This is a genomic window from Microbacterium sp. CnD16-F (assembly GCF_024124465.1).
GTDB classification, from domain to species: Bacteria; Actinomycetota; Actinomycetes; order Actinomycetales; family Microbacteriaceae; genus Microbacterium; species Microbacterium gawkjiense.
In genome coordinates, this window is record NZ_JAMXSA010000002.1 from 91,228 (window position 1) to 118,109 (window position 26,882).

24 protein-coding genes are annotated in these 26,882 nt (G+C 62.5%); 10 read left to right on the forward strand and 14 right to left on the reverse strand.

What is annotated here, in order from left to right; genetic code table 11:
* Both NH287_RS01110 and NH287_RS01115 read left to right on the forward strand, forming a co-directional pair.
* Window positions 1–3,312 carry a DEAD/DEAH box helicase gene (locus NH287_RS01110; RefSeq protein WP_253034131.1) on the forward strand — a complete coding sequence of 1,104 codons (3,312 nt, stop codon included), beginning with the start codon at window positions 1–3 and terminating at the stop codon, window positions 3,310–3,312.
* A gap of 176 nt (window positions 3,313–3,488) precedes the next feature.
* Window positions 3,489–3,797: a hypothetical protein gene (locus tag NH287_RS01115; RefSeq protein WP_253034132.1), complete on the forward strand. Its 309-nt coding sequence runs from the start codon at window positions 3,489–3,491 to the stop codon at window positions 3,795–3,797.
* A 19-nt stretch (window positions 3,798–3,816) separates the two neighbouring features.
* On the opposite strand, the gene NH287_RS01120 is transcribed toward NH287_RS01115, so the two are convergent.
* The 13 genes from NH287_RS01120 to NH287_RS01180 form a co-directional block, all read right to left on the reverse strand.
* Window positions 3,817–5,274, reverse strand: coding sequence for a hypothetical protein (locus NH287_RS01120; protein WP_253034133.1), 1,458 nt, complete (start codon window positions 5,272–5,274; stop codon window positions 3,817–3,819).
* Window positions 5,271–6,059, reverse strand: a complete 789-nt coding sequence (locus tag NH287_RS01125; RefSeq protein ID WP_253034134.1) for a TatD family hydrolase — start codon at window positions 6,057–6,059, stop codon at window positions 5,271–5,273. Before NH287_RS01125 ends, NH287_RS01120 begins: the two co-directional genes overlap by 4 nt.
* Entirely contained in the window at window positions 6,059–7,357 is a 1,299-nt protein-coding gene (locus NH287_RS01130) for a hypothetical protein (protein ID WP_253034135.1), read from the reverse strand. The genes NH287_RS01125 and NH287_RS01130 overlap by 1 nt, the downstream gene beginning before the upstream one ends.
* Complete coding sequence (locus NH287_RS15150) at window positions 7,354–8,199, reverse strand: hypothetical protein (RefSeq protein WP_290440210.1); 846 nt, start codon at window positions 8,197–8,199, stop codon at window positions 7,354–7,356. Before NH287_RS15150 ends, NH287_RS01130 begins: the two co-directional genes overlap by 4 nt.
* On the reverse strand, window positions 8,189–10,072 hold the full coding sequence (locus NH287_RS01140) for a P-loop NTPase fold protein (RefSeq protein ID WP_253034136.1): 1,884 nt from the start codon (window positions 10,070–10,072) through the stop codon (window positions 8,189–8,191). The genes NH287_RS15150 and NH287_RS01140 overlap by 11 nt, the downstream gene beginning before the upstream one ends.
* Window positions 10,069–13,041: a DEAD/DEAH box helicase family protein gene (locus tag NH287_RS01145; protein WP_253034137.1), complete on the reverse strand. Its 2,973-nt coding sequence runs from the start codon at window positions 13,039–13,041 to the stop codon at window positions 10,069–10,071. The genes NH287_RS01140 and NH287_RS01145 overlap by 4 nt, the downstream gene beginning before the upstream one ends.
* Window positions 13,041–15,032 carry a site-specific DNA-methyltransferase gene (locus tag NH287_RS01150; RefSeq protein ID WP_253034138.1) on the reverse strand — a complete coding sequence of 664 codons (1,992 nt, stop codon included), beginning with the start codon at window positions 15,030–15,032 and terminating at the stop codon, window positions 13,041–13,043. The genes NH287_RS01145 and NH287_RS01150 overlap by 1 nt, the downstream gene beginning before the upstream one ends.
* Window positions 15,033–15,080: 48 nt before the next feature.
* Entirely contained in the window at window positions 15,081–17,984 is a 2,904-nt protein-coding gene (locus NH287_RS01155; RefSeq protein WP_374209350.1) for an SNF2-related protein, read from the reverse strand.
* A gap of 411 nt (window positions 17,985–18,395) precedes the next feature.
* Window positions 18,396–18,923 carry a DUF3846 domain-containing protein gene (locus NH287_RS01160; RefSeq protein ID WP_253034139.1) on the reverse strand — a complete coding sequence of 176 codons (528 nt, stop codon included), beginning with the start codon at window positions 18,921–18,923 and terminating at the stop codon, window positions 18,396–18,398.
* Window positions 18,917–19,456 carry a hypothetical protein gene (locus tag NH287_RS01165; protein ID WP_253034140.1) on the reverse strand — a complete coding sequence of 180 codons (540 nt, stop codon included), beginning with the start codon at window positions 19,454–19,456 and terminating at the stop codon, window positions 18,917–18,919. Before NH287_RS01165 ends, NH287_RS01160 begins: the two co-directional genes overlap by 7 nt.
* A 183-nt stretch (window positions 19,457–19,639) precedes the next feature.
* Window positions 19,640–19,960: a ribbon-helix-helix domain-containing protein gene (locus tag NH287_RS01170; protein ID WP_253034141.1), complete on the reverse strand. Its 321-nt coding sequence runs from the start codon at window positions 19,958–19,960 to the stop codon at window positions 19,640–19,642.
* A gap of 168 nt (window positions 19,961–20,128) precedes the next feature.
* Window positions 20,129–20,677 carry a hypothetical protein gene (locus NH287_RS01175; protein ID WP_253034142.1) on the reverse strand — a complete coding sequence of 183 codons (549 nt, stop codon included), beginning with the start codon at window positions 20,675–20,677 and terminating at the stop codon, window positions 20,129–20,131.
* Complete coding sequence (locus NH287_RS01180; RefSeq protein WP_253034143.1) at window positions 20,671–21,252, reverse strand: hypothetical protein; 582 nt, start codon at window positions 21,250–21,252, stop codon at window positions 20,671–20,673. The genes NH287_RS01175 and NH287_RS01180 overlap by 7 nt, the downstream gene beginning before the upstream one ends.
* A 191-nt stretch (window positions 21,253–21,443) precedes the next feature.
* Here NH287_RS01180 and NH287_RS01185 point away from each other — a divergent pair, with 191 nt between their 5' ends.
* From NH287_RS01185 to NH287_RS01200, 4 genes are all read left to right on the forward strand, one after another.
* A complete protein-coding gene (locus tag NH287_RS01185; protein WP_253034144.1) occupies window positions 21,444–21,644 on the forward strand; it encodes a hypothetical protein in 201 nt (66 codons plus the stop codon).
* An 88-nt stretch (window positions 21,645–21,732) separates the two neighbouring features.
* Window positions 21,733–21,978 (forward strand): hypothetical protein, encoded by a 246-nt coding sequence (locus tag NH287_RS01190; RefSeq protein ID WP_253034145.1) that lies wholly within the window; start codon window positions 21,733–21,735, stop codon window positions 21,976–21,978.
* 3 nt (window positions 21,979–21,981) lie between these two features.
* Window positions 21,982–23,559, forward strand: coding sequence for an SGNH/GDSL hydrolase family protein (locus tag NH287_RS01195; protein WP_253034146.1), 1,578 nt, complete (start codon window positions 21,982–21,984; stop codon window positions 23,557–23,559).
* A 139-nt stretch (window positions 23,560–23,698) separates the two neighbouring features.
* Window positions 23,699–24,211: a hypothetical protein gene (locus tag NH287_RS01200; protein ID WP_253034147.1), complete on the forward strand. Its 513-nt coding sequence runs from the start codon at window positions 23,699–23,701 to the stop codon at window positions 24,209–24,211.
* Here NH287_RS01200 and NH287_RS01205 read toward each other — a convergent pair.
* Window positions 24,208–25,059: a hypothetical protein gene (locus NH287_RS01205; protein ID WP_253034148.1), complete on the reverse strand. Its 852-nt coding sequence runs from the start codon at window positions 25,057–25,059 to the stop codon at window positions 24,208–24,210. The two genes, NH287_RS01200 and NH287_RS01205, sit on opposite strands and share 4 nt — an antisense overlap.
* A gap of 96 nt (window positions 25,060–25,155) precedes the next feature.
* Between NH287_RS01205 and NH287_RS01210 the strand changes: the two genes are divergently transcribed.
* The 4 genes from NH287_RS01210 to NH287_RS01225 all read left to right on the forward strand — a co-directional run bounded on the left by NH287_RS01210 (window position 25,156) and on the right by NH287_RS01225 (window position 26,754).
* The gene (locus NH287_RS01210) at window positions 25,156–25,464 is read left to right on the forward strand and encodes a hypothetical protein (RefSeq protein WP_253034149.1); all 309 of its coding nucleotides are present in this window, start codon (window positions 25,156–25,158) and stop codon (window positions 25,462–25,464) included.
* Entirely contained in the window at window positions 25,464–25,745 is a 282-nt protein-coding gene (locus NH287_RS01215) for a hypothetical protein (protein ID WP_253034150.1), read from the forward strand. The genes NH287_RS01210 and NH287_RS01215 overlap by 1 nt, the downstream gene beginning before the upstream one ends.
* A gap of 194 nt (window positions 25,746–25,939) precedes the next feature.
* Window positions 25,940–26,554: an MT-A70 family methyltransferase gene (locus tag NH287_RS01220; RefSeq protein ID WP_253034151.1), complete on the forward strand. Its 615-nt coding sequence runs from the start codon at window positions 25,940–25,942 to the stop codon at window positions 26,552–26,554.
* Complete coding sequence (locus NH287_RS01225) at window positions 26,554–26,754, forward strand: hypothetical protein (RefSeq protein WP_253034152.1); 201 nt, start codon at window positions 26,554–26,556, stop codon at window positions 26,752–26,754. Before NH287_RS01220 ends, NH287_RS01225 begins: the two co-directional genes overlap by 1 nt.
* The last annotated feature ends 128 nt before the right edge of the window (window positions 26,755–26,882 follow it).

Sequence of the window (26,882 nt, forward strand, 5' to 3'; positions counted from 1 at the left end):
ATGACACTGGACGACAGCGACGCTCTATCACCTGGATCGTCGGCGCCACCTGGCGGACCGGCGAGTTCTGAGCTGTCCTCAGGGGACTCTATTTCGTCGCCGGATTCGTTCCAGACTGTTGATCTTGGAGCAACCTACTCGCCGGATGACCGTCCGTTCGAGACGTTCTATCTACCGTTGCTGTCTCGGGCGGTGACCTACGACAGAGCCGTGGGCTACTGGTCCGCGTCCGAGCTTCAGTACGCAGCGCAGGGCACCGCCCATTTCCTCGCGAACGGCGGGAAGATGCGCCTGATCGTCGGTGCGCAACTCGCACAGCGAGACGTGGACGCCGTCATCGAGGGCAAGCCGCTCGACGATGTAGTGGCGGCGAGGCTGCTCGCTGATCCGGGCCTTGCTGGGACGCGGATTGTGCAGAGCGAGCATCTGAGCGTGCTTGCGTGGATGGTGGCTACGGACAGGCTTGAGATTCGTGTTGGTGTCCCGAGGGGAGAAGACGGTGATCTGCTGACGCACCTACAGTCGGGACGCTACTTCCACACCAAGTACGGCATCTTCGCGGATCGGTACGGGAATCGAGTCGCCTTCAACGGATCGAACAACTCGTCGGTGACGGCCTGGGCGAGGAACCATGAGACGTTCGACGCCTACCCATCCTGGAATGTGCCGATCTGGGACTACCTGGGTGTCCACAAGGTGCTTGATTTCGAGAAGCACTGGACCGACAACGCTGATGCAGGATGGGCGATCATAGACCTGCCGTCGGCAGTGCGGAAGCACCTCATCGAGCACGCCCCCGAGACCCCGCCGCTTCCACCCGGCGTTGTCTCGCCACCTTTGGAGACGCCGACCTCGTCCGAAGACGACACCGAGGAGTTCGATGTCGAGGCAGCATGGGACGAGCTCGTCGCACTGCGCGATGCACCAACCGCGTCGCCCTGGACGGGCGTCGGATCGGCATGGGCGCAGCCTCTCCCGCACCAAGCGGAGCTCATTAGTCGTGTCGTGAGCACCTACCCGCGCGGCTACCTGCTCGCCGACGAGGTTGGGCTCGGCAAGACCGTGGAAGCGGGCATGGTCCTCCGCGAACTCTTCACATCGGGCCGGGCGAAGAAGGCACTGCTGCTCGTCCCCGCCTCCGTGATGAAGCAGTGGCAAGAGGAACTCCACGAGAAGATGAACCTCGATGTGGCCCGCTTCGACAAGGGTGCTTTCGTAGATCGTTACGATGCGCCAATCCCGGTCGGGCCGAACGCGAATCCGTGGTCCGCGTTCCCCATCGTGCTCGCTTCGTCGCATCTTGCTCGGCGTCGCGACCGCCGGCGGCAGATACTCGACGCCGGTCCGTGGGACGTTGTCCTGGTTGACGAGGCTCATCACGCCCGGCGACGTGGCTCCAAGCCGACCGACACTCCGAACTCGTTGCTGGCGCTACTCCAAGAGATGCGCGACAAGGAGATGTGGCGGGCGCTGTACCTCGCCACGGCAACGCCGATGCAGATGAACCCACATGAAGCCTGGGACTTGATCTCCCTGCTCGGGCTCAAGGGACGGTGGGGCGTCAGCGCCGAGGACTTCATTCGATACTTCAAATTGCTGGCAATCGACCCGATGCTCCGGCACTGGGATCTGTTGTGCGCGATGCTGGAGGACTACTTCGCCGACCCGCAGGCCGAGCGGGATACTGACCTCGAACAGCAATTCGATGACGAACTTGGCTGGACTAGTGGCTATGTGGTCACGGCCCTGGCCGGGAACCCGCCGAGCGCGGACCTGAAAGCCAAGTTCCCCAATGAGATTTCCGAGTGGATGGACAAGTGGCTCCGTCGACACACCCCGATGCGGGATCGCGTCTTCCGCAACACCCGAAAGACGATGCGCGCGTACCAGACGGCCGGGATCATCCCTGACGACGTGGTCATCCCATATCGCCACGTCAAAGACGAGTTCATCCCGCTGGAGCCAAACGAGCGCCGACTGTACGAGCGCATCGAGGAGTACATCCGCCGGCATTACAACGCGTACGTGGCGGAGGCGGGCAATCAGGCACTCGGGTTCATCATGACCGTCTATCGCCGTCGCCTGACCTCATCGTTCGAGGCGATCAAACGGTCTCTTCGTCGCCGACTGAGTGTCTTGGAAGACGGTAAGAACCTGGCTGAATTGCTCACCGATGACGACAACGTGGATGTCGAGGGATCACTGTTCGAGCCAGAGGCTTTTGACACGAGAGCCGACCGACTCCGCGACGAGATCGCCGAACTCAAGTCCTTCCTCCAAGACCTCGACAGCATCACCGGCGAAGACAGCAAGGCCAGCCAGCTCGTTGCTGACGTGACGGAGTCGCTGAACACATACTCGTCGGTGGTTGTCTTCACCCAGTACGCCGACACGATGGACTACGTCCGTGAACGGCTGCTCACGGCGGGGTATCGGCGCCTCGGTTGCTACTCGGGCCGGGGCGGTGAAGTCTATGACGCCGAATCCGGAGCATGGGCCGAGGTCACAAAGTCGGAGATCAAGAGCAAGTTCCGCAGTGGCGAGCTGGAAGTTCTCATCGGTACAGACTCCATGAGTGAGGGCCTGAACTTGCAAACGTCGGGACGGCTCATCAACTACGACATGCCATGGAATCTGATGCGGGTGGAGCAGCGGATCGGCCGCGTCGATCGCATTGGGGCGTCCTACAAGGACATCCGCATTAGCAACTACTTCTACGCCGATACGGTGGAGGAGCAGGTCTATAGGGGCATCGCAGAGGATTACGGAGACTTCACCGCAATTGTCGGCGATGCCGCCCCAGTGCTGGCAAACATCGAAAAGGCCATCGAGCGTCTCGCCCTCGATCCTCACGCGACTCCCGCCGTGGTGGACTCTGAGGTCGACGAGATTCGCCAACAAGTCGAGGACATCAAGAACGAACCCATAAGCAACGACGACATGGGCGATCATCCGGATAGTGCACAGATAAAGGCACCACCCACTCTGTTGGGCTCGATAACACCCGCGGAGCTGGAGCGAGTACTCATGTCCAACGCCCTCACGCGGGGGGCTTTCGATTCCGACAGCAATAGGCAGAAGGTGTACTGGCTGGTACCACCTGCGGATGCATTCCCGTTGCTCTCGTTCAACCCAGCCGCCGGCGTGCGTGACGTCGAGGAGTACCTCACCCCGTCAACGCATGCGCCGCTGCCGGTAACTTTCGATCGGGCAACATGGGACGAGAGTGAAGAGGATGCCCTGGTCTTTATGACCTATGGGACTCCGGAGCTCGCGGCATTACTGCCGGCTGTAGGCGTCGGCGACGATTGACGCAGTGCCAGTCCACTACCGTCGAGCCGACGCGAAGCGGAGTCAAACTGGGACAGATGGTGCGGGTCTTGCATAACTACTCAAATCATGTCGTAGGAGGTGCATCACCCCTGGAGATCGCGGCTAAGGCTGCGCGCTCGCGGCGTTCCGCCACGGACTCGCCCAATCCGGTACGGATGGCGAAGCAGTTGCGCGAGCGAGAAGTTGATGAGCTCGCAGCCCGGTACCAGGAGATTCGCAACATGCGGCAGGTCGCTCGGGAGTTCCGGATGAGTCGTACGACGGTGGCGAAGCATCTGGCCGACCGCGGCGTCGACACTTCGCGCGGGATGAAGCCTGCGGACGTCACCAGAGCCGTGGAGCTGTACGCGGAAGGGCTATCGAGCGTGAACATTGGCAAGCAGCTCGGGTTCGACAATCACACAGTCATCTCCGCCTTGCGCTCTGAGGGTGTTGTGATTCGGAAAGCGCTCGGGAAGCAGTAGCCGATCATCCCCTGGTCGATCACCGCGCCTCCTTCTTGGCTGCGCGCTCCTGCGGGTCGAGCGGAGCACCAAGCAATCGGATTGCCTCAGAACGCACCATCCTTTCGAGGATGTCGGCCACGACCGCAAGGTGCTGAGGCTCGAATGATCCTGAGCCGTGCGACAGGGTGTTCCGGGCTCTCGTGAGCGCGGTCTGAAGCGGAAGCGTTCCCTTGCCGGTGTCTTCTTCTTGAACGGCCTTGATCAGTTCACTCTTCGTGAGTTCCTCCGAAACCTCATCCGGCAGTCGCTTCAGCAGGTCAGCAAGCGCCGAGTCAAGGCCCTGCTGCGCCTCCCGACGAAGGTTCTTGTTGATGAAAGCAAAGTCCGCCTTCTCCAACAGCTGCTGGGCCCGCGCGATCACGCCCTCCCGTTTTGCCCCGAACTTCTCCTTATCCGCCTCATGCTTGGCGCGATATTCGAAGCCGTACGACCCCTCAAGCGCTTGCAGTAGAAGCAGGAATCTCGAGCGGGGGTGTTGGTCGGCAGCCGTCGCCATCGCCCCGTAGGTCTCAAAGAGGGGATGCCTGGCTGCGACCTGTCGCTGCCAGGTGCGCAGTAGGTCGAGCAGACTCAGGTTGTCTCCCGCAAGACTGACCGCCGAACGAATCTCCTCGACCGCAGCGCGCGTTGAGTTGACAGGTAGGTGTGTGATATCCCAGCCGAACACCTGATCACGGTGCGAACGGGGCGCGGATTCAGCGACCACGGCGAGAAGGTACCGAACCTCACGTGGGGCACCTGTAAGGAGCGAGATGAGCTGGCGGAGGGGGCGAACCCACTCAAGCCACCAATCGACAACCGTCAGCGGCTCGTCTGAGGTGAGACGCAGGACAGGGCCGAATGCCATCCTGAACTCATACCCGTCGAGCGCACGCACGGTGTAGTCATAGCTGAACGTCATCGACTTGTCGCCCGCGCTCCAGGCGAATTTCGCGTCCTTGTCGACGGTGGCTTCCCAGACTGGCTCGTCACCGGCCTTCATTGGCATCTTGACGTGTGAGATCGGGGCGAACCCCGCAACTGACTCGAGCCCCTCGATCTGAAGCTCGATGGAGGCGTACTTCCGGTGTTCTGAGGTGTCGAATGCATCGAGCGAAAGGGCCGCGAAGGCTCCTACTGCTCGGCCGTTGCCGGGGAAACTGTAGCTGAGCTCGCCGTTCATCAGCGCCACGTAGGCGCCGCTCGACAGTCGGCCCGTGAGGACGTCGAAGGTGTGGCGCTGCGGGAAGGAGGCGACGCCCGTCGCACCCTCCGACAGCCACTCGATCGGCAGGTCGCCATACAGAATCCCGGTCGGGTACTTCCCCTGCTCAACAGTGAGGAGCCCCGGGATTCCAACATGGTTGCCTTTGCGATCGGGCACCTGCCATGTGATGAGATACTCGCCGGTCTCGAACGGGAGCTTGACTGCTTCGGTCTCCTTGGCAGGCTTCATTGCGACGTTCCGATCGTCCGAGTGAAGGCGATCATCCGCTGAACAGCGGTAGGAAGAAGATCTTCGACATTCGTCTCGCCAACGAGGCCGGCCAGATTTGTCCAGACCTGCCCACGGACAGCCCTGACGTCGATTCCGTAGATCTCTGCCAACGCCCGTTCGACATCAGTCACGGCACCGGGCTGACGCGGCGCAGATGACCCCCGGTCGCCAGCCGGATGATCCGTCTCAGTGAGCACCCGCCCGAGGGGGATCAGGGCAACATCACTCGGGTGCCGCGTATTTGCTGCGTTGATCGAGAACCAACAACCGAGCTCTACTGCTCGTCGCGTCTGGGCCTCGTCACCGCGCCACCAGTGGAGCACGGCTCCCCTGATTGGCGTGCGCTCGAGGGCATCAAGGACACGTCCCGCCGATTCAGTACTGTGGATCGAGGCAATGCGGGGCGTGCCCTGAAGCGCGCTGAGGATGGAGGTGAGCACCTCCTCCTGCTCCGCAAGAGCCACCTTTGAGCGCCGGTCCAGTCCGATCTCACTGACGAAGGCTGTCGAAGCGAGCAGTGGTGCGAACCTGTCGGCATCGAAGTCCTCCTGCGCCTGTGGCACACCTGGATGGCATCCAACACCCCAGATGGTGACCCGATCGTGGCGGTCTCTGACGGATTCGTACTCATCCATAGATCGTGTCGCCGCGAACACGACGGCGCCGAGCCGCTCGAGGTCAGCCGGATGGGTCTTCGGATTGATATGCGCGTGCAGATCGAGCGGAGGAAGCTGTGGGGCCATCAGAAGAGCCCCCGCAGTTCCTCGACACCGCGCTGCGACAGGGCTAGCGCGTCCTGCGCTGTGTAGCCCTCTGGCAGCGACATTGCCATTACGTCGCGGGGACGGATACCCCGGTCAACGAAGTCACGAAGGGGCTCGACGATCGACTTCTGCCGGACGAACGTTTCGTACCTGCCGCTCGTATCCTCGGAAAGATAGGTGGTGGTGTCGGGAATGCCAGAGGCGATAAATGCCGCTCGGCGGACGAGGCAGCCGAAGCAGACGCCGCAGGAAGAACCGGCTGGTGCGCCGCTGTAGCGCGCATCGGTGTGCGAGCAAGAGTTGGTGCTGCTGAGGTAGGTCGAGGCGGCGTCGATGCCCACCGCATCCGCCACCCGGCGGAACATCTCACCCTTCGTGAGCGTCTCGAAGGGGTTCTCGATAAGGCAGTGCCCGCCCACGCTCTGCATCAGCGCTGACAGCTCGCGCAGGAAGCGCGGATGGGTCGTGTGCGTCGACAGGCTGCCACGGCGATCGGGGCCGAGCGGAGGGTTTAGCGAGGCGAAACCGTTCTCGGCGATCCAGAGCGTCGAGCCAGCGCGCTCAGCGACGGCGAGCCCTAGTGCGAGAAAGAGCAGTGAGCGCGAGCGGGTCGATGTTTCGCTTCGGAACGATGAGTCGTCAAGTCGCTTCGACCCACGATGAAGATGGAACTGGTGATGCACTTGCCGAATGCCGGGCACCAGCCCTGCGATCGCGCTGACGATGCCCTGCTGCACTGGAGAGATCGAGGTTGAGCTGTACTGCGATACCAGCGACTGGGAGTGATTCCTACCCAGATCAATTGCGGACAGCAGTGCGCCAGCAGCCGAGTCGGCACCACCGCTCAGAAGCACTGTGCGGTCGTGGTGCTGCTCCTCGATCGGCAGTCCGGTCTCCTCGGCCGTGGGTGCCTGCGTGAATCTGAATATCCAGTGGTCGCCCGAGAGGAAGCCGATCGTGCGGGACAGCTGCTCCGCGTGCGATGCCCATACGGCGGGATCGTCTACTTCAACGGTGAGCTCGAACTCCCTCGCGTTCCAGCTCGAGCCGCCACCTTCCCGAAGGACGGAGCGGTCCGCAGCGAGGACGGCGAGGGCGATCCGGACGAGGTCGACGTTTCGCGGGTTCACCACGCCAAGTCCAGCGAGGTGCGGATCGATGCCGCCGGTGAAGGTTGTGCGGCCGCCGCGGGTCCAGAGGAAGACCTCGTCGAAACTGCCGTCCTTCACGGCGGCGTCCGCGGTGACCTCGGAGAGCGTGAGCAGTGACCGACTCATGAGGCGACTCCGAAGATCTGCCCGATGTCGCGGATGCCGTTCTCAATGGCCTGCGCCATCTGCTGCTCGGTCGCACCTGCCGGGTTTAGCGTTGCCTGGGCCGCGTACTCCGCCGCTACATCGCGAATCTGGCGCTCAAGGCTGCGACGCTTCTCGAAGCTGACGTTCTTCGCGTAGATCGTCGAGGACACCTCGGTCAGAGCGGTCTCGGCGATCATCGTTTCGATCGACTTCCTGACAACGTCTTCTGGCATCGGCGGATGATCCGCGGGTTGCTCCAGAATCCACTCGACGACCATCGAGACGATGTCGCGTTCCTCGGCATCTGCGACCGTGCTATCTGCCGGGGACTCAAAGGCAGTCTCGATGATCTTGAGCCCAATAGCAACAGGATCGCCGAGCGCCTGTAGCTCGTCGTAGTTGAGGCCCGCCTCGCGCAGGGCCTCCCGGTTACCGGACGAGTAGGCAAGCGCAAGTCGTCCGGCTCGCCCGGCTGCCCGCGATACCCGTCCGACAGATCGGGTTGCGCCGCCTGACGGACGACCACCGCCTCCGCTTCGAGAGCCTCCACCGCCACCGCCACCGGGGCCGTCACCGTGGCCGCCGCGCCCGCGCGAGTTGAGCAACACGCGCAGGGCTGGGCCGAGGTCCACTCGGGGCTGCCCCGGCGTTCCGGGGCGCGACGGGTCGAAGGGTTGGTCGGCACCTCCGTCCCCGTTGCCTGCGTCGGCTCCATCGGCACCACCGGGCTCGCCTGCCGCGTCGAGCCATGCCGCGATGTTGTCGCGAAGATCGCCTGCATCCTTGCCGCCGCTGCCGCCGAATGAGCCGCTAGTTCCCATTGCCGCTCCATGCCTTCTCGACGATGCCGACCGACGTCTGGAGCTGCTGATCGTCCGAGCCCGCCCGCCAGGCATCAAGTACCGGCCGATATGCCGTCTGATCCAGCGGCCGCAGTTTGATGATTGTCGCCGGTTCGACGTTCCCGGCGGGAAGCCCCTTCAGCGCCGCCACGACGTTCGGCTGGGTGATGGGCTGCTGCGCAGCGAGGCGGAGCAGGCTCTCGACGGTGAACTTCTGCAGTCCGGGCTGGTCACGGGTACGACGTCCAAGATGGCCGACCAGGATCTGGGCGTCGCCCTCGGGTAGCAGTCTCAGCGTTTCGTCTGTGACACCTGCACGGTCGAGCTTGAGGCTCGATGTCAGCGCAACCGCAAGGTCACGGAGCCGTTCAGGCAGCCCAGTGTCGATGATCTCGATCTTGGCGAACGAGGCCGCGAGGTAGAGGTACCCCGAGATAGCCGAGGCATCGAGGGCGGGAGGGAGTTTCGCCCAGCGCCGGAGGGTGTCACTGAAGTCATCATCGCGAGCAGGCTCCGCCTCTGGCTCAGGCGTGACGGGCTTCCTCTTAGCACGCCCATCTTTCGGAGCCTCATCTTCGGATGGTCCGGGCGCCGGTTCCTCAGCCACCTCAACTCGACCATTGGCAGCAACGTCAAGGGCATCGAGCTTGTCGCGCAGTTGATTCGACGCCAGCCAGCCGAGCACGGTCTCGAAGTCGTCGGTGAGGATGCGTTCCAACACCATCAGCTTCGCGACCTCATCTGGTTCCAGCTTGAACCCACGACGCCGGGCAACTGATTGGCGCACGTTCAGATCGTTCAGGAACCGCTTGATGCGTCGCGGATTGCCGTGGAACTTCTCGTAGAGGATCGGTGTCAGTCGCGTGGCCGTGACGAGATGCTCCGCCAGTGCACTACCATCCTCGACCGCAAGATCGTCCAGGCTGCCACCGTCCACGCGCAGTTCGTCACACTTTGCTACGAACGCCTCATAGGCTGCACCGTCATTGCCCAGCTCAGACTTCGCAAGCAGCAGGAACAGATACGCTTCGGTGTCGAACCGGCTCAGCGCGGGAAGCGGGATGGTCGTCTGGACGATCTTGTGGAGGTAGAGCTTGGCGGGATCCTCGTCCTCGTCCTTTGGAGGCGCGGTCTTGAGCTTCTGCTGAATCGCCTCCGCTACGCGGTCCTCATCGGCCGCGATGACGAAGGACATGCCCTCAGCCGAAAGGAACAGTCGGATCGCCTCAAGCGACTCGACCACGGTGTCGGGCAGACAACGATCGAGATCATCAACAAGCACAACTACACGCGACAGGTGCGCCAACGCAGGATCGGCCAGGAGCTTCCCGAACTCTTCGCGGAAGGCGGCCATGCCCTTCTCGCTTTCGAGGCTCTCGGGTGCGTCACTGACCAGTCCAAATACGTCGTCGATATTCGGCAGCTGCATGGTGATGGCAGTCCGCGCCGCCATCTTGACCGCCTTCGACCAGTTGACCTTACGGACGAGCTTCTTGAATACATCCAGACCGAGCTTGCCGACCGGGTCTTCTTCGTTGAACTCCTTGCTGAGCGCGCCCAGCACCTCAGCGATGAGGCTCTCCTTCGGACCGACGGTCGGATCGTAGAGCCACGGCTGCGTCGGGATAACGAGCACCTTACGGTCGCTGCCCTTGGATCGCTCCGCGATCTCGGACTTGATCAATTCGAGCACGCTGGTCTTGCCGCTGCCCCAGGCACCAGACAGCCCGATTGCCAAAGGGTCGAGCCCGTCATCGAAGATCGCATCTGCGGCGGTCTCCGCCACGGCGCGAAAGGCCAGCAGATCCTGGGTCGCGGGCTCATCTGACCAGAGTGGGTAGGACGAAGTCATAGTCTCCACGCTCCGGGTGCTGCTCGTGCGTAGTCGTCGATGCCGATGGCCTTGAAGTGTTCCTTCGCCGACTTGATCTTGGCGAGCTCGGTCGGGCGTAGCTTCGAGTCGTCGAGCGTGCTCTTGGTCTCGCGGATCATGTAGATCCGGTCTTCGCCGTCCTCGTGCTTGATGATCGCCCAATCTGGGTTGTACGGGCCAACGGGCGTATCGATCTTGAACTTGGCAGGCAGTTTCATGAATAGCTTCACGTCTTCACGGCTATCGAGCAGTTCGGCGAACTGACGCTCGACGTCGGAGTCGTAGACGACGAAGTCAAAGTCGGTCTTCTGAGTGTTCTTCACCTCATACATCTGGTCGAGGAATCGTTCCTTCTCCTCGAGCCCGTCTCTCTGGAGCTCTCGGAGTTCGTACACGGAGCCAGCAATCTTCTCGTACTGCACGCCGTCGACGACGAGCTTGGCAAGCTCCGTCTGGATGGCCCGTTTAGCCATGGCAATGTAGTCGTTCGGGTTGCCGATGAAGTCGTCCAGTCGGCCACTCTCGATGAGGATGTCGACGATGGTCTTGTGAGTCAACGACGTGGCCTCCTGCAGCTCCGCGATGATGTCAGGAAGGTCGTAACTCCCCTTCAACTCGGCAGAACGGCTGCCGAGTTCTTCACCTTTGGCGCCACCGCGCAGCACCTTGACTCCTGCGCGTGTGACCTGAATGCGGAGGGGGTCCACCTTCGGTGCAGATCGGATCGCGTCGACCGCCTTCTCGACAATTGTGTCGCGCGAGACCGTCACCCGGTACGTCGTGCGGCGACTGATCGCGTGCCAGAAGTCGTCGAACTCGGGAGTGGTGTAAATCTCCTTGTTGAGCTTGCGGGGATGACGCTTGCTCGCCGGCTTCACGTAGGTGCCGATGTGCGCTCTCGCGATCAGCGCAATGATCTCTGGTTCGTAGTCAACGAAGATCTCGGGCAAGTTCAGGCTGAAGTCGATCGTGTTCGGCTGGAACTTGGCAGTCACCTTGCCGTCGACGATGAACTTCTCCCGAGTCAGGTGTTCGAAGACGGATGCAGACCGTTCGAACCCAAAGAGGTCGTCGGTCAGCTGACCGTTCGCGTCCAGGAGCGGGATCTTGGAGAACTCACTTCGACGCACCTCGCCGATCTCAACGCCCGCGGACTTGTACTCGTTCTGAAGGCTCTTCGCGAAGGCAGTGTAGGACTCGTTCGCCACCACAGTGAGAGTCGCGATGCCGCGGTCGGAGACGCGCACGTACCCGTCTCCGGTCTTGGCAACAGGAAGTCGAAGACCTCGCCCGATGGTCTGACGGCGTTCAGTCTCTGCGCCCATCTCGCGGAGGGTGCAGATCTGGAAGACGTTCGGGTTATCCCAGCCTTCGCGAAGCGCGGAGTGGCTGAAGATGAAGCGGACGTCCTCGGCTTCATCGAGCAGCCGCTCCTTGTCCTGCATGATCAGTTCGTAGGCGTCATCGTCGGCCTTGGTCGTGCCGGAGCTGTCCTGCACAACGGTGGTCTTACCGCGCTTGATCTGCGAGAAGTACGCCTTTCGCAGCGCGCTCGGGTCCTGCGGCAGAAGCTCTTGATATCGCGCCAGCTTGGCGCGTTCTTCGACGAAGACCTCGTCGAACCAGCGTGCGAAGTCCCCGTTGGCATCGTCGTTCGTCGCTCCGTCACCCATGTAGCTGGCGACCTTGTCCACGAAGAACAGGCTCAGTACCTTGATGCCGCGCGGGCGCAGCATCGACTCCTTGCGCAGGTGCTCACGGATGGTCTCCCGGATCATTTCCTTGTAGATCGCTCCGGTGGAGCCGCCGATACTCTCGCCCTGCTCGAGGAAGCCATGGAGGGTGAGATCGATGTAGGCCGGCTCGATGCTCATCTCATTGATGCGCCAGCCCTCGTAGATTGGGTTGTCGGTGATGCGCGGATCGGACAGCTCCTGATGTTGGCGCACGCTCACGACCCGACGTTCGAGACTGCCGTCGGCCTTTCGGCACGACAGCTCAAGTCGCGCAATCCAGGTCGGCTCTCGCCGAACCTCGATCAGTTTGATGTACGGAGCCGCATCGGCACCTTGCTGCTGCACGTCGGCAACCACGATCTGCTTGACAAGGCCCAGGTCATGCGCGTCGACCGGGTCAAGCCGGTACGCGACGTTGCGCTGCTTCTTGTGCGTAGCACTGTAGCGGAGCGTGAAGACAGGGTTGAGCTCGCCTACCGCTGACTGCGAAAGCAGCGACTCCATGTTCTGCGGCTCGTCCATGATGACGACGGGGTGCGTCGCCTTCAGGTAGTCGAGCGGGCGCAGCCCGTTGAGCTTGTCCTTCGTCTGGTGGATGATGCGCGTGTTCGCGGTGCCACGGATCGAGTCGATCGTCATCACTAGGATCTGGATGTTCGTCGCCGTCGCGAACGACTGCACGTCTTCGGCGTTCTTTCCGCTGTAGACCGAGTAGTCGAACGGCTGCCCTGGATAGAGACCATTGAAGTGATCCCGCATGAGACGGATGCTCGTCGCGACGCCCTCACGGATGGCAACGCTCGGCACCAGGATGATGAACTTCGTGAAGTTGTAATTCTTCGCAAGCTCGAAGATCGTGCGCAGGTAGACGTAGGTCTTTCCGGTGCCCGTTTCCATCTCGATGTCGAAGTCGAGTGCCGCGTCGTACAACTTCCCCACAACTTCGAGACCGTTTCGATCCTGGACGCGCTGCAGGTTAGACAGCACCGTGTCGCGTTCAAGGACGAGGTTGTTGCCGACCGCCCCGACCTCCTGAGTTAGGTCAAGGTCGAGCGTCGCCTGATCGGTCTCCTTCAGCGCTGCATGACCGCGCAGCGTCAGCAGCAGCTTCTCGGCATCCTTCGGCTGGCCATCGATGAGGTCGACGACCGCGTTCACCGCATCGAGCTGGTACGGCTGGCTGGGGTCAAACTGGAATCCTGAACCACCCATTACGCCGTCCAGAGCTCCACGTTCTTCGACTTCGCGAGCTGTACGAGGTTGGTCTTGAGCTCATCGTCTCCTTGGAAGGCGTCCTCCAGGATCACCAGCTTCGTCGGCTGGGTGTCCACGATCGCGCGAAGCTGCTCGACCGACGGCTTCTTGTGCTCGTTCAGATACGCGAGGACTGCCACGTCTCCGTCGGCATCGAGGACCGCGCGCAGCTCAAGGCCTTCGATCTCGACCGACGTGATTCGCTCGGTGAGCGCGTAGCCCTGCTTGAGCAGAATCTCGGTGAGGAGGTCGTCAGGTGTCGCGTCATCGGCGCTACTGCTGTCACGGAGAGCCAGAAGATGCTGTTCGAGAGCGCCCTCTTCGACATCACTCGTCACGCGCCACTTTGCGAAGTTGGTTTCGGCGAGCTTGAGGACCCGAACACCCATGTCAGCAGGCTCACCATCTCCCAGACGGCCGCTGAGTGTTGCGTCAATCGAAGTAGCGGCAGCGCGCACTCGAGCGATGGAAACATCGGCAATCGTCCGATGCCCACCAACTTCACGCGCAGGATGATCCTCAGCCAGCGGCTCTGGAAGTTGAACCTGGATGAATCGACGGCGCCCTCCATCATCAGCATTCAGTTGCATCACGGCGTGCGCCGTAGTCCCGGATCCGGCGAAGAAATCCAAGACCATTGAATCGGAATCCGTCGCCGCATCGACCAGCATCTTGATCAGATTCACGGGCTTCGGGTAGTCGAACCACTTCGAATCAAGACCAAGTTTTCCAATATCGGCGGAACCCTCGTTCGTCGTGATGTCCATAACAAGGTCCTTGACCGTTGCAGAGTCGACATCTCGGACTTTCGTGTAGACCTTCCAGCCCGACGCTGATTCTACGAAATGAAGGTCGTACGACTCCGCCTGAACCTTGCGGGCACTCCATCGAAAGGCGTGGTACTTGTTAGTACCGTTGTTGTTCTGCTTCGGTGCGATCTTGATGTAACCCTCGTGCGCATGTTCGGGCGACACCGATGCCGTCTTCACATCGCCCGTCGTCGGGTTGAAGTAGATGTCAAAGACGAGGTTAGGTCGAGTGATCTCATTGAATGCCGAGTTGGTATTGTAAAGCTCGTTCTTGACTACGAACGGCCCGCGATCATCGGCCTGCGCGGTGTAGTTGAATCCCTTATAGACAGTCGGCATCAGAGACTTCAGACGCGAACCAGACGCGCGGAACTCGCCCGCTTGGTCACCCTTCCGCGCATAGCATAGGATGTACTCCTTGGTGCCCGCTGCGCCGCTCGCGGAAATCTGTCGCCCCTTGAGATTGCTGACCCAGACGAATGTGTTGAGGTAGTTCGCCTCGCCAAATACGCCATCGCAGAGCTTCTTAAGGTTGTCGTACTCGTGGTCGTCGATCGAAACGAAGATCACGCCGTCGTCAGTCAGGAGGTTCCGCGCGAGCTTAAGCCGCGGGTACATCATGTTGAGCCAGTTGGAGTGGTAACGCCCCTCGGTTTCTGCGTTGGTCGAGACCTTCTTGCCCTCCTCGTTGACCTGCCTGGTCCACTCGAGATAGGTGTCGAGACCCTCCTTGAAATTGTCCGGGTAGACGAAGTCCTTACCGGTGTTGTACGGGGGGTCGATATAGATCAGCTTGACCTTGTTGTGATAGTGCTTCTGCAGGATCTTCAGCACTTCGAGGTTGTCGCCCTCGATGAACACGTTCTTGGTTGTGTCCCAGTCCTTTGAGTTCTCGAAGTCGGGGCGCAGCGTCGCCGTCGTGGGCTCCTGCGCAGCTCGCAGCGCGCGCTTCTTGCCGGGCCAGAACAGACCGAACCGTTCGGTCGGGTCGGCGGCATCCGTAGACAGCAGTTCCTGGAGCTTCGTGACGTCGATCTTGCCGTCGGCGATTGCCTCGGGGATCAGTTCGGCGAGCTGGGCTGCCAGCTCGCTCTGGAAGTTCGGTGTGCTTGATGGTGTCTCGTGGATGTCGTCGGTCATGGATTAGTTCTCTCTGCTTACGTTTGGTTAGTTCTTCAGAGCGGCTGTTCAGGCGATGATCCGCCAGCGGATCGTGAACAGGTGCTCTATGCTCTGGGTGCCCTTGAGGGACTGCTCGATGAGGTCGAGGTACTTGTCCGCCTCGTCACGGAGCTTGCGCCGATGGTCGCGGAAGTCCTCGTCAGCTTCCTCGGCTTTCTGCTCCCAGCGCCGGGCTTCCTTCTTGAGCCGCAACTGCTCCATCGGGTCGTTGGCCAGGCGTGCTGCCTTTCGGGCCTCCTTCTCTTTGGCCCGGTAGTCGCGGATCTTGCCCTCGTGCTCGGCCTTGCGGTCTTGCTGGTTGCGGTAGATCAGCTCTTCCTGCTGGTCGTAGTAGCGGGAGTTGCGTCCCTGAACCTCCTTCTCCAGCTCTGATTGACGCGCTTCGAGGTGCGGTGCGAAACGCGACGTGTCGATCGCGACGTCGTTGTCGCCGATCTGCACACATGCAAGATCGAGGATGTCGGCCGCGTACTCATCATCGAGCCACCCTCCGACATCAGTGATCGCGCCGGCCAGAAGATAACTCTCCGAGACGTCCTCATCGCGAGCCTTCATCGTGTAGGTCACGATGTTGATTGTCAGCTCACCAGAGGCGCCTTCGAGGGCCTTCACGGCGCTCGTCACGCGCTCCGAACTACTGAGCGAGAACGTCAGCTCCCGCGGCGGCGTGTCGCGCGCCTTCGCCGCGCGCACGACGTGCTGCGCCAGAGGGCTGGCGTAGCGATACTGATGCGCATTCTCCAGCGGCTGGCTCTTGAAGTAATAGCGACCTGTCGGCGCCGCCGCGAGGGGCGAAGAGTGGAGCACGAACGTCCGTCCGTCCCCTTCAAAGGTCGCAAAGCCGCTGAGGCCGTATCGCGTGACACCGAGCAACAGGCGCTCGAACTTGTTGAGCACCTCGCCGGACTGGGCGTCGTACGCCTTCAATCGGTCCTGGACATGGGGGTCGAGGTTGTCGAAGACCTTTGCCTTGGCGTTCGCCATCTCGGTTGAGATGACCTCTGCGTACTGCTCGTCGAGGTCCTTGAACGCCTTGTCGATCTGGGCATCCGTGCGACTCGAGTTCAGGATGTCGCTGATGCGCTTCTCGAAGTCGAGGCCGTCCTCGATAGCACCGAGCACCTCGTCTGAGGCGCCGAAGACGCTGGAGAAGAGTTTGAACTTGTTCGTCAGGAGCTCCAGGATCCGCTGCTCGGCGACGTTCCCCTTGTTGGAGAAATTCGCGACGACGACGTCGTATTTCTGCCCGAAGCGGTGCACGCGCCCAATGCGCTGCTCCACCCGCTGTGGGTTCCATGGCAGGTCGTAGTTGACGAGCATGGAGCAGAACTGCAGATTGATACCTTCAGCTGCGGCTTCGGTGGCGATCATGATCGTGCCGCGGTTGCGGAAGTAGTCGACCAGCGCCTTTCGCCGATCGGCGGCCAGGATTCCGGTAATGAGGTCGCCATCTTTGTTTGCCTCAAGCCAGTCGCGATAGATCGCGGACTGCTCGGGACTGTCGTTGGAGCCGTTGAAGAGTACGACTCCGTCACCCTTGCCCGCGTCCTTGAGTGCCTGGGCGATGTACTCCTGGGTCTTTGTAGAGTCAGTGAAGATGATCGCCTTTTCGGGGGCACCCAGCTCGCGCAGCCGTTCAAAGCCTCGGTCGATAGCGTCAGATAGCTTCGCTGCCTTCTCGTTGACCTTGATCGACCGAGCCAGCGCTGCATACTCGCGCAACTCCGCGACCTCATCGCGCATCGCCTCAATGACTTCAGGAGGGATTGCGCCGTCGCTGCCCGCCCGCGGGCCGAACGAACGCTGTGTCGCCTCGGTCTCTTCGACTTCTTCTTGCTCCTCGTCCGTGAGGTCATCGCCCTCGAAGTCGACTGTCCACCGCCGGCCGTTGTTGTCACGCACCACGCCGTCTCGAATCTCACCCTCAAGGCGGGCCGCAATCCGCTCAAGCGTGCTTGCCACAGCGTAGGTCGACGAACCGAGGCGCTTACGAATGATGAGCGCCGACAGGTGGCGTTGACTCCCCGTGAAGGCGAACAGCTCGTCACGCTGAAGGTAGTCGTTGACGAGGTCATAGAGGCGCCGCTCATCAGGGCTCGGAGTGAACTCGACCGTCAGTGGCATCCGCTTTGTGAAGTGGATGTACTTGTCCGCGTCGCGTCGAAGCGTGCGCTTCGCAACGCTGGCGACACGCTCAGCGAGGTCATCGCCGTTGCCCAGGTCGAGACCCTTGACGTAGCGCTCCCGGAAAGCGTCGAGCGAGTAGAAGTAGCTCGGGTCGAATACCGAAACCAGCCCGTAGAGTTCCTCAAGCTTGTTTTGTAGAGGCGTCGCCGTGAGCAGCACGGTCTTGTGCGCGCCGCCGACGATGTGGCTCACCGCCTCCGCCGTCTTCCCCTTGCCCGTCCAGTGGTTACGGAGACGATGCGCCTCATCAGCGACGACCAAGTCCCAGCCGCGTAGCAGCGACTGTTCGTGGCGCTGCGCGAACTCGTACGAGCAGATCAACACCTCGCTCTGGCGTCCGTGACCAGGAGCAAGGAGTGCGTCCTTCGACTTGGGGTCCAGGATGCTCGCCGGGATCAGGAACTTCTCGTACAACTCCTGCTTCCACTGCTGGCGAAGGCTGGACGGCGTGACGATGAGAATGTTTCGCTTGCGCTCTGCCCAGTACTGAGTGATGACGATCCCAGCCTCAATCGTCTTACCGAGCCCGACCTCGTCAGCGAGGATCACACCGGGCAGAAAGGGCGTCTGCAGCGCAAACAGCGCAGCGTCGATCTGGTGCGGCTTCGGCTCGACCTGCGCGTCGAAAAGAAGGCCGGCAAGCTTGCCGACGTGATCATTGGCATACGAGCGTTGTAGCTCGTGCGCGTAGTACTTCGCCTGGTACGCGGTGAGAGTTTCCATCAGGACGCCCATGCCGCCGCATCAGCCCGGAGGCAAACTGAGTGAGAAGCGTTGTCTCCGCTCGGAATGCGGCGCTCTGCGCTCCGTCTCATTCTGTGTTCCTCCGCGCCAACGTTGGCCTAAGTAGTAGTGCTTCCCCGTGAACAAAGGTATCCGTGCCAACAGCAGCTCAAAGCATGCCGGGCCGGTCATGGCCACGAAGGTCGATGCGTCGGGGAGCATGATGAGCTCAACCCCAGATCGCAGTCGTGTCTAAATTATGCCATAATCAGGCATTTTGGTGAAGCCCTGAGCATTTCAGCCTGAGCAGTCTCGAGGTATCGCGGCGCCTCAATATGAATCGGCGACGACCACCGGGACGAGAACTCAGTCGTTCTCGACGCCCGGCAATCGCCGCCTTGTTTGACGCAGCTATGCTGCAGATGGTGCGCTATCCCGTGCCGCGAGCTCTTCAGGCACCGCGGGAACGACGCGAGTATCCTCAGCGAGGCTCCAGCGTTCGAGGGTGTCCATTGCCCAGACGAGCGCCTCGAAGTAGTCCGAGTACGTCATCTGGTTGCGATACCACTTCGGGTCGCCGACCGTACGCACTTCGACCCGCCACTCGGCCTGCTCGGTGAGCATCGCGACTACCTCGCCCGGCACGTCGGTGCTGTCACCACTGCGGTCAGGCAGCCCGGCGATGAGTGCCGATCCGACGAGCATCGCCGTCTGGCGAGCTTCGGGGACGAAGTGCCACCAGAGGAACGTTGCCCGAGGGTTGAAGGGCAACTGCCGGAGTAGGCCCTCCTCGTTGACGTAGACCGTCACGCCCAGCCTCGGGATGCCGACCGGCTCGATCCAGCCGCCCGCCACGGCCTGGTATTCCTCGAGCCCGTCAACCTCGCACTCCGTGATCGGCTCGTGCTCAGCGGATGGGATGATCAGCGCCTTCACCATGACCGCTCACCTCCGAGGAGATCGCCGTCGGCAAGTTCGCCGTCGGTGATCTGCCGCAGGATGCGGAACTGGGGTCCCGGCCGCATGGTGGCGCTGAACAGCATGCACCAGAGCGCCGCGTCGAACAGGTTGTCGAATCGGGCGTAGGTGTTGTGCCAGCAATCGTTGCCATGCGGGGTGCCCTGCACGACGTAGCGACAGGGGCCGAGGAGCTGATGCACCACTGGCTCGGGGACGTCGTTCCCCTCAGCGGAGAGCCCTTCACCGTTGCCGCTGATGATGATGTCGCCGAGGATGAGCGGACACAGGGTCGGTTGAGCGCTGTAGTACCACCACAGCGCAGTCGCCCGCGTGTTCGGCGGTCGCCGATCGCGGCGGGCCGCTTCGCACATGTAGATGGTGACGTCGAGCGAGGGGACTTCGAGCGGTTCCAGGTAGCCGTCAACGGCCGCGTGGAAGTCACTGAGATCGGCGAGATGCCGAAGACGCGGCGAGAGCGTCTGATCGTGCGGGATGACGATGCTGCGCACCATTCGTCCCACCTCCTTACTGTTGTCGCGGCCGAGAACTCTCTTGGTTCTCTGACAAGCCGCGGGGCAGTAACGAGGGATGAGCGATGGAGGGCCTTACGGCTGGTTGGTTACCGGCTGTCCGGGACGAGCGCGGTGAAGCGCTCAATCCCGAACAGCCGGAGCTCCCCGCATGCCGAACTGCGGTCAGGCGGAGCCCGATGATCGGCGCGGCGTCTTGCCACCGCTGGTGCCGCCGAAGATGGCCTCGATCGCGCTCTGCTTGGTCTTGGCTTCGCGCTCGATCTCAGCGCGCACCGTCTCGGCACGCTCGAGCACCTTCGGGTCGGACTTGCTGGTCTCGACCCAGGACTCGAGGGCGAGGCGGATCTCTTCGGTGACGGTGCGGTCGTTGAGCTGGGCAAGGACGTCCAGTTGCGCCCGCAGGCCGTCGGTGATGCGAACGGCGAGCGTCCGCAGCGGACCGAGCGCCGAGGCCGGCACGTCGGCAGGGGTGTTCTCACTCATGGTGAATCTCCTCATCGGAAGCGACGGACGATCCCCGGTTGGGATCATCTACGCCGCACGCCGACGAGGAGCGAGGCCGATTATGCACCGCCTGTTCGCGAGGTCAATCTTCCGATCGTGAGCGTTGTCAATTCCGCTACATACCCCACAGCGACGCGAGCATGGCGCCTAGCGTCCTTCCAGGCCGGCATAGGCCTCGCGGAACCCTGCGACGAATTGATCACGCACATTCCCGAGCGGAAAGCTCAGAGCGCGGGCATGAAGCAATGGCAGCCCAGCTTCGCGCAGCGGCAGCGCGAGCGCATCGAAGACATCGCTGCTGCAGAGAATGATGCCGTCCGGGTCCAGGGCGGCGGCACGCTCGATGCACCCAGCGACGTTCTCACGAAGAATCGCCTTACGCTGCTTCCTGCCCCGGATGTCATTGACCGGGTACGGGACCAGGTCGATCAGGAAGATACCGTCGTCCTTGATTCGCCGCAGCCACGGGCGCTTATCGTGCGAGCGCTTCTGCAGCCCGCGAAGGTCGTACAGCGCTTCGACGACGCCGCGGTAGAGGTTGTCGTAGCCGAGATGATCGGCGTAGAAGAAATTCCGCGGCCGAGTGCCGCCGTGATCGGTCGGCGCGCTCTCGCCGATCAGGAGCAGTCGCACGTGCTCAGGCTGATACTGGTCGCGTAGTTCGGTGTACCAAGGGTCTTCGATGTCGTTCACCACTGCGGAAGCACCTCTCGCCATTCGTGCGCGGGAGGTAGCCCGACACGGTCGGAAAGCGCAAGGTCTCGGAAGCTCGAGGGCAGCAGAACCGGGGCGGCGCTCTGGTCAACTTCGAGGAGGTCCCAACGGTCTTCGTACTTGGCGAACGTGCGAAGGAGTACCCGGGAGCGCTCGACCGGCGCGTTGCGCTTTCCGGGGAGCGCGTCGGGATGAGTGAGCCAGTTCATGTGTTCGATCCATGCTGCTGCCGCAACGTGGATGCGGGGCACGATGAAGCTGCGGGGATGGTCGTGAAGGTCATGAGGAATCGCGACCATGACGAAGTACTCACGCTCATGGAGACTCGGTGCCTGCGACTTCGAGCCGAGCGGCCAGCTAATCGAGTCCATCTTCGCGCCGCGTGCGGCCTTGACCTGAACCTCGACGAGGCGCCGCACAGCGCCCTCTGCGAGCACGGCAAGGATGTCGGTGCGCTCGAGTCCATCGCGGGTTAATGCCGGTGCCCAGCCGCGCCGAGCCAGCTCGGCGGCAACGTGATGCTCGCCAATCGTCTTCGTCTGCTTCGTGTCGACCACAATTCGAGGCTATCGATGCGAACGGACACGGGCGGCGACCTATCGCGAACGCACGAAGGCCGACCGGAACCCCCGTCCTCGGCTAGCGAGCAGTTCTCCACAGCAAGTGTTGTGGAAAGTACGTCAGCACACCTCTTGCCAGGATCGCGCTCGTGCTTCATAGTCAGGCGCGTAAATAGGACGCACGACACATGAGGAGCATCGGGGACAACATCGATCAAGCACTCAGCGCCGAGATGAATCGCGCAGAGTTTTTGAAGGCCTGCGGAGTCATTCTGCTCGCTGCAGTCGGCATCAGCGGCGTAGTGAAGGCGCTCACGGCAGCCCAGCCGAAGTCGTCGCCAGCCAAGCCGAAGGCCGGCGCATACGGAGGCCGCGCGTTCGGTGAGTAGCCGGCGCGGTGGACTCAGTTCGCTTGGCGCGCTGCACCGCGCGTTCTTTGCGGGACTTGTTGGAATTGCACTGATCTTCGCTACCGCGATGTTCCAGGCCAATCCCGCCGACGCACAGCGTGTGTACGGGGGTTCTTCGTACGGAAGCGAGCTCTACAGTGCTGAGGCTGAGAATCGAGATGTGCTGCCGCCAAACACTGGCTTCCAGGTAGTCGCGCAGGCGGCAACAGAGCAACCCGTTCTGTTCTGGGGATCGAGTGCGGCCATAGTGCTCGCCCTTGTCACCGGCGCCCTGACCGTCCGAACCATCGTCAAACGTAAGCAGGAGAACTAATGAATGGCACGACTACCGAAGGTTGGAGGAGATCAAGGAAACTGGGGTGACATCCTCAATGACTACCTCTCGCAGAGCCACAACGACGACGGCTCCCTCAAGAACGACACCGTTGGTGCACCGCAGCTGAAGAGCCAGTCCGTAACGAACGCCGCCATCGCCGATGGGGCTATCGCGGAAGCGAAGCTGTCGAGCGCCGTTCAGACCAAGCTCAACGCAGAAACCACCATCGCTGATGGTTCTATTACCACGAGCAAGCTCGCCGACGACTCTGTCACGAACGCCAAGCTCGCTGGAGCTGGCGCCGCCGATGGCGTCGCGACCCTCGACGCCAACGCCAAGCTCCCCGAAACCCAGGTCCCAGAGCGGCTAAGCGAAGCGGCACTAAATGACACGTTGGCTGAGGCCATCGAGCCGATCGAAGAGGCCATTGCAGAGGTGCCTGCCACGTACGTTGCGCGCACCGCGCCCGGGGCCGACACGCTGTCTCCCGCCTTCACGGCGGCGATGATGCCTTGGTACGCCGCGCTCGCGCGTCGTGAGTTCGAGAAGTGCAACGCCGTCTTCGTCGGTACGTCAATAACAGAGGGCGGTCCCGTGCAGTCCGGAGGTCTCGGCGTCACGGCTCGCGCGAACCGCTGGGTCGATCGCCTCGCTCAGCTCCTCCGCGCCCGCAACCCGCTGCTCTCGCCCCCGGTCGGATCGAAGGGCTACATCCCCGCGTTCTACCAGACCTTCAACGGAGGAGGCGTGCAGGAGAACGGGCGCATCACGCCGACCGGCGTCACCTACGGCGGAGCTCCGCTCGTCGCAGCCGGTGCAGGACTCGGGAACCGCACCCTGGAGCTCGACTCTTCCGGGGATTTCATCCAGTTCACATTCGACGGCACGGGCTGCGACCTGTATTACAACTCCCGGTCCGTCGCGTCTTCCACCGCCACCTACCAGGTCGACGGCGGTGCCGATCAGACGCTCCCCGTCCCCGCGGCTACCGGGACCGGCGCTATGCTGCCGATCCGCGGACTCGCCGCCGGATCACACACCATCCGCGTGACATGGGGCAGCGGTCAGGTCGACGTCGACGGGATCTACCCGTACAACGGTGACGAGAGCAAAGGCATCCACCTCTACGAAGCGGGCAAGGGGTCAGCGAAGGCTAGCGATGTGATGGGCACCGGACCCTACCGGGCGCTCACCCACATCCAGCCCGCCCTCATCGGCATCGAGTTCGGATACAACGAGTTCTTCGCCCCGGTCGCTCTCCCGACCTTCAAGACGAACCTGCAGACCGTCGTTACCAACGCACGCGCGAACGTCACGAAGCCGCCGACCGTTCTCTTCCTCAAGTGGGCGGAGCCGTTCGACGCCACCCCCGCGCCGGACTCGTACGACGCCTACATGGCGGTCGTAGACGAGGTGGCAGCGGCCACCCCCAACGCTGTGGTCGTCGATTTCCGGACGCGCTACCCCGCGAATACCCCGAACACCCTCGGGCTCTGGCATGGCGACAAAGTCCACGACTCCGACTACGGGGCGCAGTACAAGGCTGACGTGCTCGCCCGGTTCCTCACCCCGCAGTAGACGAAGCCAGGAAGTCGAGAACCCTCTTCGATTGGAACGCAGAGGGGTCTCCGTGCTCACCCCGCGCGTCGATCCGACGCCGCAGGTCGGCTAACGCCCACAGATAGCAGAGGTTCAACCGCTGCAATATCGTTGCGACATGGGGCTTGAAGATAGCATCGCCGCCGGCCGGGCGACCGCGGAGGAGATCAACCGTAAACGCGTCCAGGCGGCGGCGAAGGCTCGACGGGACGAGGAAGTGGCTGCCGCGAAGATCATCGCTGTTGGCAGGAGCGCCGCGGAGTACCTTGCCGCGCACGGCCCGAAGCCACAGCTCGAAGTGACCGGCGGAGATAGCTTCTTCAATCGGCCGAAACCTGGACGCAAGGTCTGGGTACTCCCTTACGTCGACGGCGCGCGGTTCGCCGTCACTGAAGACGGAGGGCTGTACACGCCTGGGGGAGGCGGACCTGTCAACGCCGACGCTGAAAAAGCCCGAGAGCGACTCGCTCGTCGCCTTGGTTTCGCCTACTTCGCGCAGGGGCTTGCGCCCATCGATCCGAGCAAATGCCATGTCGTCGCGGCTACTGGATACGTTTCCCTGAGCAGGAACCACCCCGAGATCGAGTACGTAGTCGGCAAGGCCATCGGCATGCTTGAACTGCCCTCCTAGCGAACCTCCCAGCCCTCTGGGAGGTTCATCGTGTTCGGGTCGCGTCGCTCCGCCCAGATGGCGCCGTCAGTAACAAGGCCGGCGACGTCGCCTGGAGGCGTATGTCGCCACCACTGCAGCGACACCTCAACAGCGCGCTCGCGGAAGGTGCGCAGATGAACGGCGATGCGCGGATCGGCGGTCCAGGCAAAGACGCTCCAGACGGGCCATACCGGCATGCTCCAGCCGACTCGAACGACGGCCATGCGCTCGGCGAACCCGACGTCGATGTTGAGGGATGATTCGGGGAGCACGACGCGGCGATGGACGAAGTCGGGCAGCGTGGGGTGAGGTCGGACGGTGAAGTCGAACGCGACGGGCTCGCCGTCGATCTCAACGACGGGAGGTTCCCACGCCTCCTTGCGCAGATTGAAGTCGAGGACCGGCTGGAACGCGTTGCCGGACTGGAAGACGGATACGAACGCCCAGGGGCGAGCGTGCTCGTCGCGGTCGCGGATGAGCGTCACAAGCTCCTTGATGCCGCGCTCAGAGCGGCGCCACGGCGTCGAGACGTCTGCGGCGAAATGTTCGCTCACGTACTGGGTGCGCCGCTGATCCACGGACCCCAACCCCACGCCCGTGCCTGACAGGTAGAAGAACGCGCCGACGGACGTGTCCGGGTTGGTGCCGTGCTGTTCGTAGAGGCGCATCAGTTCATCGAACGCGCGCTCGGGGATTCCATCGCCGAGCGCTTCGACGAGGTAGAACAGCCCGGTCATTCGGGTGACGGTCGGCTCCCCCTGCCCCCGCCGAAACAGCCGCAGCTCGCGAATCAGTTCGTCACGCACTGGATCGGCGAGCTCTGCCATGTTGCCAATTTTGCGCCAAAGACACGACGAACACCGCGCCTGAGCCTAGAAGTACGAACTCCCCATCCGCAGGGAGCAACCTCCAGGAGGCAGAAGATGACCGCATCCGAACTGCTCCCCACCACGGGGAGCGCCATGAGCCCGCAGGGGCTCTCTTCGTTGTCGCTGGGTATCCAGCGGCAGACCCGTCGCGAGGTGGAGCGGGTGCAGTCCCGCGCCATCGTCGCCAAGCTCACTGAGGACGGCCGCGCGTTCGTGACGCATACCGCGCTCGAGCACGTCGGCGCTCTGACCGCCCTCGAGCAGCACCTCATCACGGTCGCACCGCTCGGCGAGGCTCGCTACCGCGAGATCGTCGACAGCTACACGCTGGGCGCCTCGGCAGCGATCCGGCGGTGGCAGTGATGACCGCCACGACCCAGGGCGCCTTCGACCGCATGGTCAACGTGTCGGCCGGGACGATCCAGTGGGCGCACGACCTGGTGGTCGCCGTCCGGAGCTCCTTCGGCGAGCGCCGTCGAGCGCGTATCGAGGCCGAGCTCGATCGCAAGCAGGACGAGCTGCGCCGCACCGTGCTCCAGCTGGCCGACGTGCTCGGCATGGAAGCGCACGAGGCGCGCAAAGCGCTCATCCGCGAGTCCTTCCTCGCCTCGGGGCGCACGCCGAACGAGCAGTCGGACTCGTGAGCTGAACCGCGGCGGCGCGGACGACGACCACCCGCGTCCGCGTCGCCGCACCAACTGCCCGTCAGCGTCCCGGTCGTTGTGGTTTTCGCAACGACAGCGACCGGAATATTGACGACTCGATTTCGAACGCGCATAACCAGTCCTCGCCATCGCTCGCACTCTTCGCTGCGGGCTGGAGAAAGGAGTTCCTTGACATGACCAACCAGAACCCGGGCGCCGCAGCAGCGTCCCCGCACAAGAAGTACGCCGTCATCTACGCCGACCCGCCCTGGGACATCGCCCAGGCCGGCGCCCGCGGCGCCATCAACCACTACGACCTGATGACCTTAGACCGCGTCAAGCAGATGCCGGTCGCCGAGCTCGCCGCCGAGAACGCGACGCTGCTGCTGTGGACGACCAATGCCGCACTGCCCGGAGCACTGGAGGTTATGAAGGCATGGGGCTTCACCTATAAGACGAACGCCGTCTGGGACAAGTACTACATGGGCCTCGGGAACTACTTCCGCGGCTCCCACGAGATCCTGCTGCACGGCGTGCGCGGCCGGGCACCGTTCAAGTTCCGCGGCCAGCGCTCGACACTGCTCTTCCCACGGCAGGCGCACAGCCAGAAGCCCGAAGAAATGATCCCCCTGATCGAGCGCGTCCTCGACGGCCCGTACCTCGAGCTGTTCGCGCGGCAGCGTCCGAACAGCCACGCGGACTGGTCGGTGTGGGGGAACGAGATCGACTCCGACATCACTATCCCCGGGTATCCGGTGCCGAGCGACTTCACCCCGGCCGGCGCAGATGGAGGGGCTGGTGATGACTGATGCCCGACGACACCCCCACGCCGACGCCGCTGCGCTTCTTCCGCGCCTGCCTGCTCATCCTCGGCGGCATCGTCGCCCTATGGCTGGCTTTGGAGTTGCTCGCGCAGTTCTGGGGCTGGATCGTGCTAATAAGCGTGATCGTCCTCGTCTTGTGTGTCGGCGTGGCCCTGTACCGCTACTGGTGGGGGCGGCGGTTCTAAGCATGAGCACGTTCACCTCTGTCGAGTCGTTGTGGAATAGACAACGGCGCTCCAAAACGCTTGACAAATCGAGCGTTCGAGTTCGTAATAGGCGCCATTGTGCTCATCCGGCTTATGGCTATGAGCGA

Coding starts and splice junctions, on each gene's coding strand:
- NH287_RS01155 (WP_374209350.1), bottom strand. CDS start 17,984: ATGGAAACTCTCACCGCGTACCAGGCGAAGTACTACGCGCACGAGCTA.
- NH287_RS01140 (WP_253034136.1), bottom strand. CDS start 10,072: ATGACTTCGTCCTACCCACTCTGGTCAGATGAGCCCGCGACCCAGGAT.
- NH287_RS01200 (WP_253034147.1), top strand. CDS start 23,699: ATGGGGCTTGAAGATAGCATCGCCGCCGGCCGGGCGACCGCGGAGGAG.
- NH287_RS01190 (WP_253034145.1), top strand. CDS start 21,733: ATGTTCCAGGCCAATCCCGCCGACGCACAGCGTGTGTACGGGGGTTCT.
- NH287_RS01225 (WP_253034152.1), top strand. CDS start 26,554: ATGCCCGACGACACCCCCACGCCGACGCCGCTGCGCTTCTTCCGCGCC.
- NH287_RS01205 (WP_253034148.1), bottom strand. CDS start 25,059: ATGGCAGAGCTCGCCGATCCAGTGCGTGACGAACTGATTCGCGAGCTG.
- NH287_RS01210 (WP_253034149.1), top strand. CDS start 25,156: ATGACCGCATCCGAACTGCTCCCCACCACGGGGAGCGCCATGAGCCCG.
- NH287_RS01115 (WP_253034132.1), top strand. CDS start 3,489: ATGGCGAAGCAGTTGCGCGAGCGAGAAGTTGATGAGCTCGCAGCCCGG.
- NH287_RS01160 (WP_253034139.1), bottom strand. CDS start 18,923: ATGGTGAAGGCGCTGATCATCCCATCCGCTGAGCACGAGCCGATCACG.
- NH287_RS01130 (WP_253034135.1), bottom strand. CDS start 7,357: ATGAGTCGGTCACTGCTCACGCTCTCCGAGGTCACCGCGGACGCCGCC.
- NH287_RS01110 (WP_253034131.1), top strand. CDS start 1: ATGACACTGGACGACAGCGACGCTCTATCACCTGGATCGTCGGCGCCA.
- NH287_RS01220 (WP_253034151.1), top strand. CDS start 25,940: ATGACCAACCAGAACCCGGGCGCCGCAGCAGCGTCCCCGCACAAGAAG.
- NH287_RS01165 (WP_253034140.1), bottom strand. CDS start 19,456: ATGGTGCGCAGCATCGTCATCCCGCACGATCAGACGCTCTCGCCGCGT.
- NH287_RS01125 (WP_253034134.1), bottom strand. CDS start 6,059: ATGGCCCCACAGCTTCCTCCGCTCGATCTGCACGCGCATATCAATCCG.
- NH287_RS01170 (WP_253034141.1), bottom strand. CDS start 19,960: ATGAGTGAGAACACCCCTGCCGACGTGCCGGCCTCGGCGCTCGGTCCG.
- NH287_RS01120 (WP_253034133.1), bottom strand. CDS start 5,274: ATGAAGCCTGCCAAGGAGACCGAAGCAGTCAAGCTCCCGTTCGAGACC.
- NH287_RS15150 (WP_290440210.1), bottom strand. CDS start 8,199: ATGGGAACTAGCGGCTCATTCGGCGGCAGCGGCGGCAAGGATGCAGGC.
- NH287_RS01215 (WP_253034150.1), top strand. CDS start 25,464: ATGACCGCCACGACCCAGGGCGCCTTCGACCGCATGGTCAACGTGTCG.
- NH287_RS01195 (WP_253034146.1), top strand. CDS start 21,982: ATGGCACGACTACCGAAGGTTGGAGGAGATCAAGGAAACTGGGGTGAC.
- NH287_RS01145 (WP_253034137.1), bottom strand. CDS start 13,041: ATGGGTGGTTCAGGATTCCAGTTTGACCCCAGCCAGCCGTACCAGCTC.
- NH287_RS01185 (WP_253034144.1), top strand. CDS start 21,444: ATGAGGAGCATCGGGGACAACATCGATCAAGCACTCAGCGCCGAGATG.
- NH287_RS01150 (WP_253034138.1), bottom strand. CDS start 15,032: ATGACCGACGACATCCACGAGACACCATCAAGCACACCGAACTTCCAG.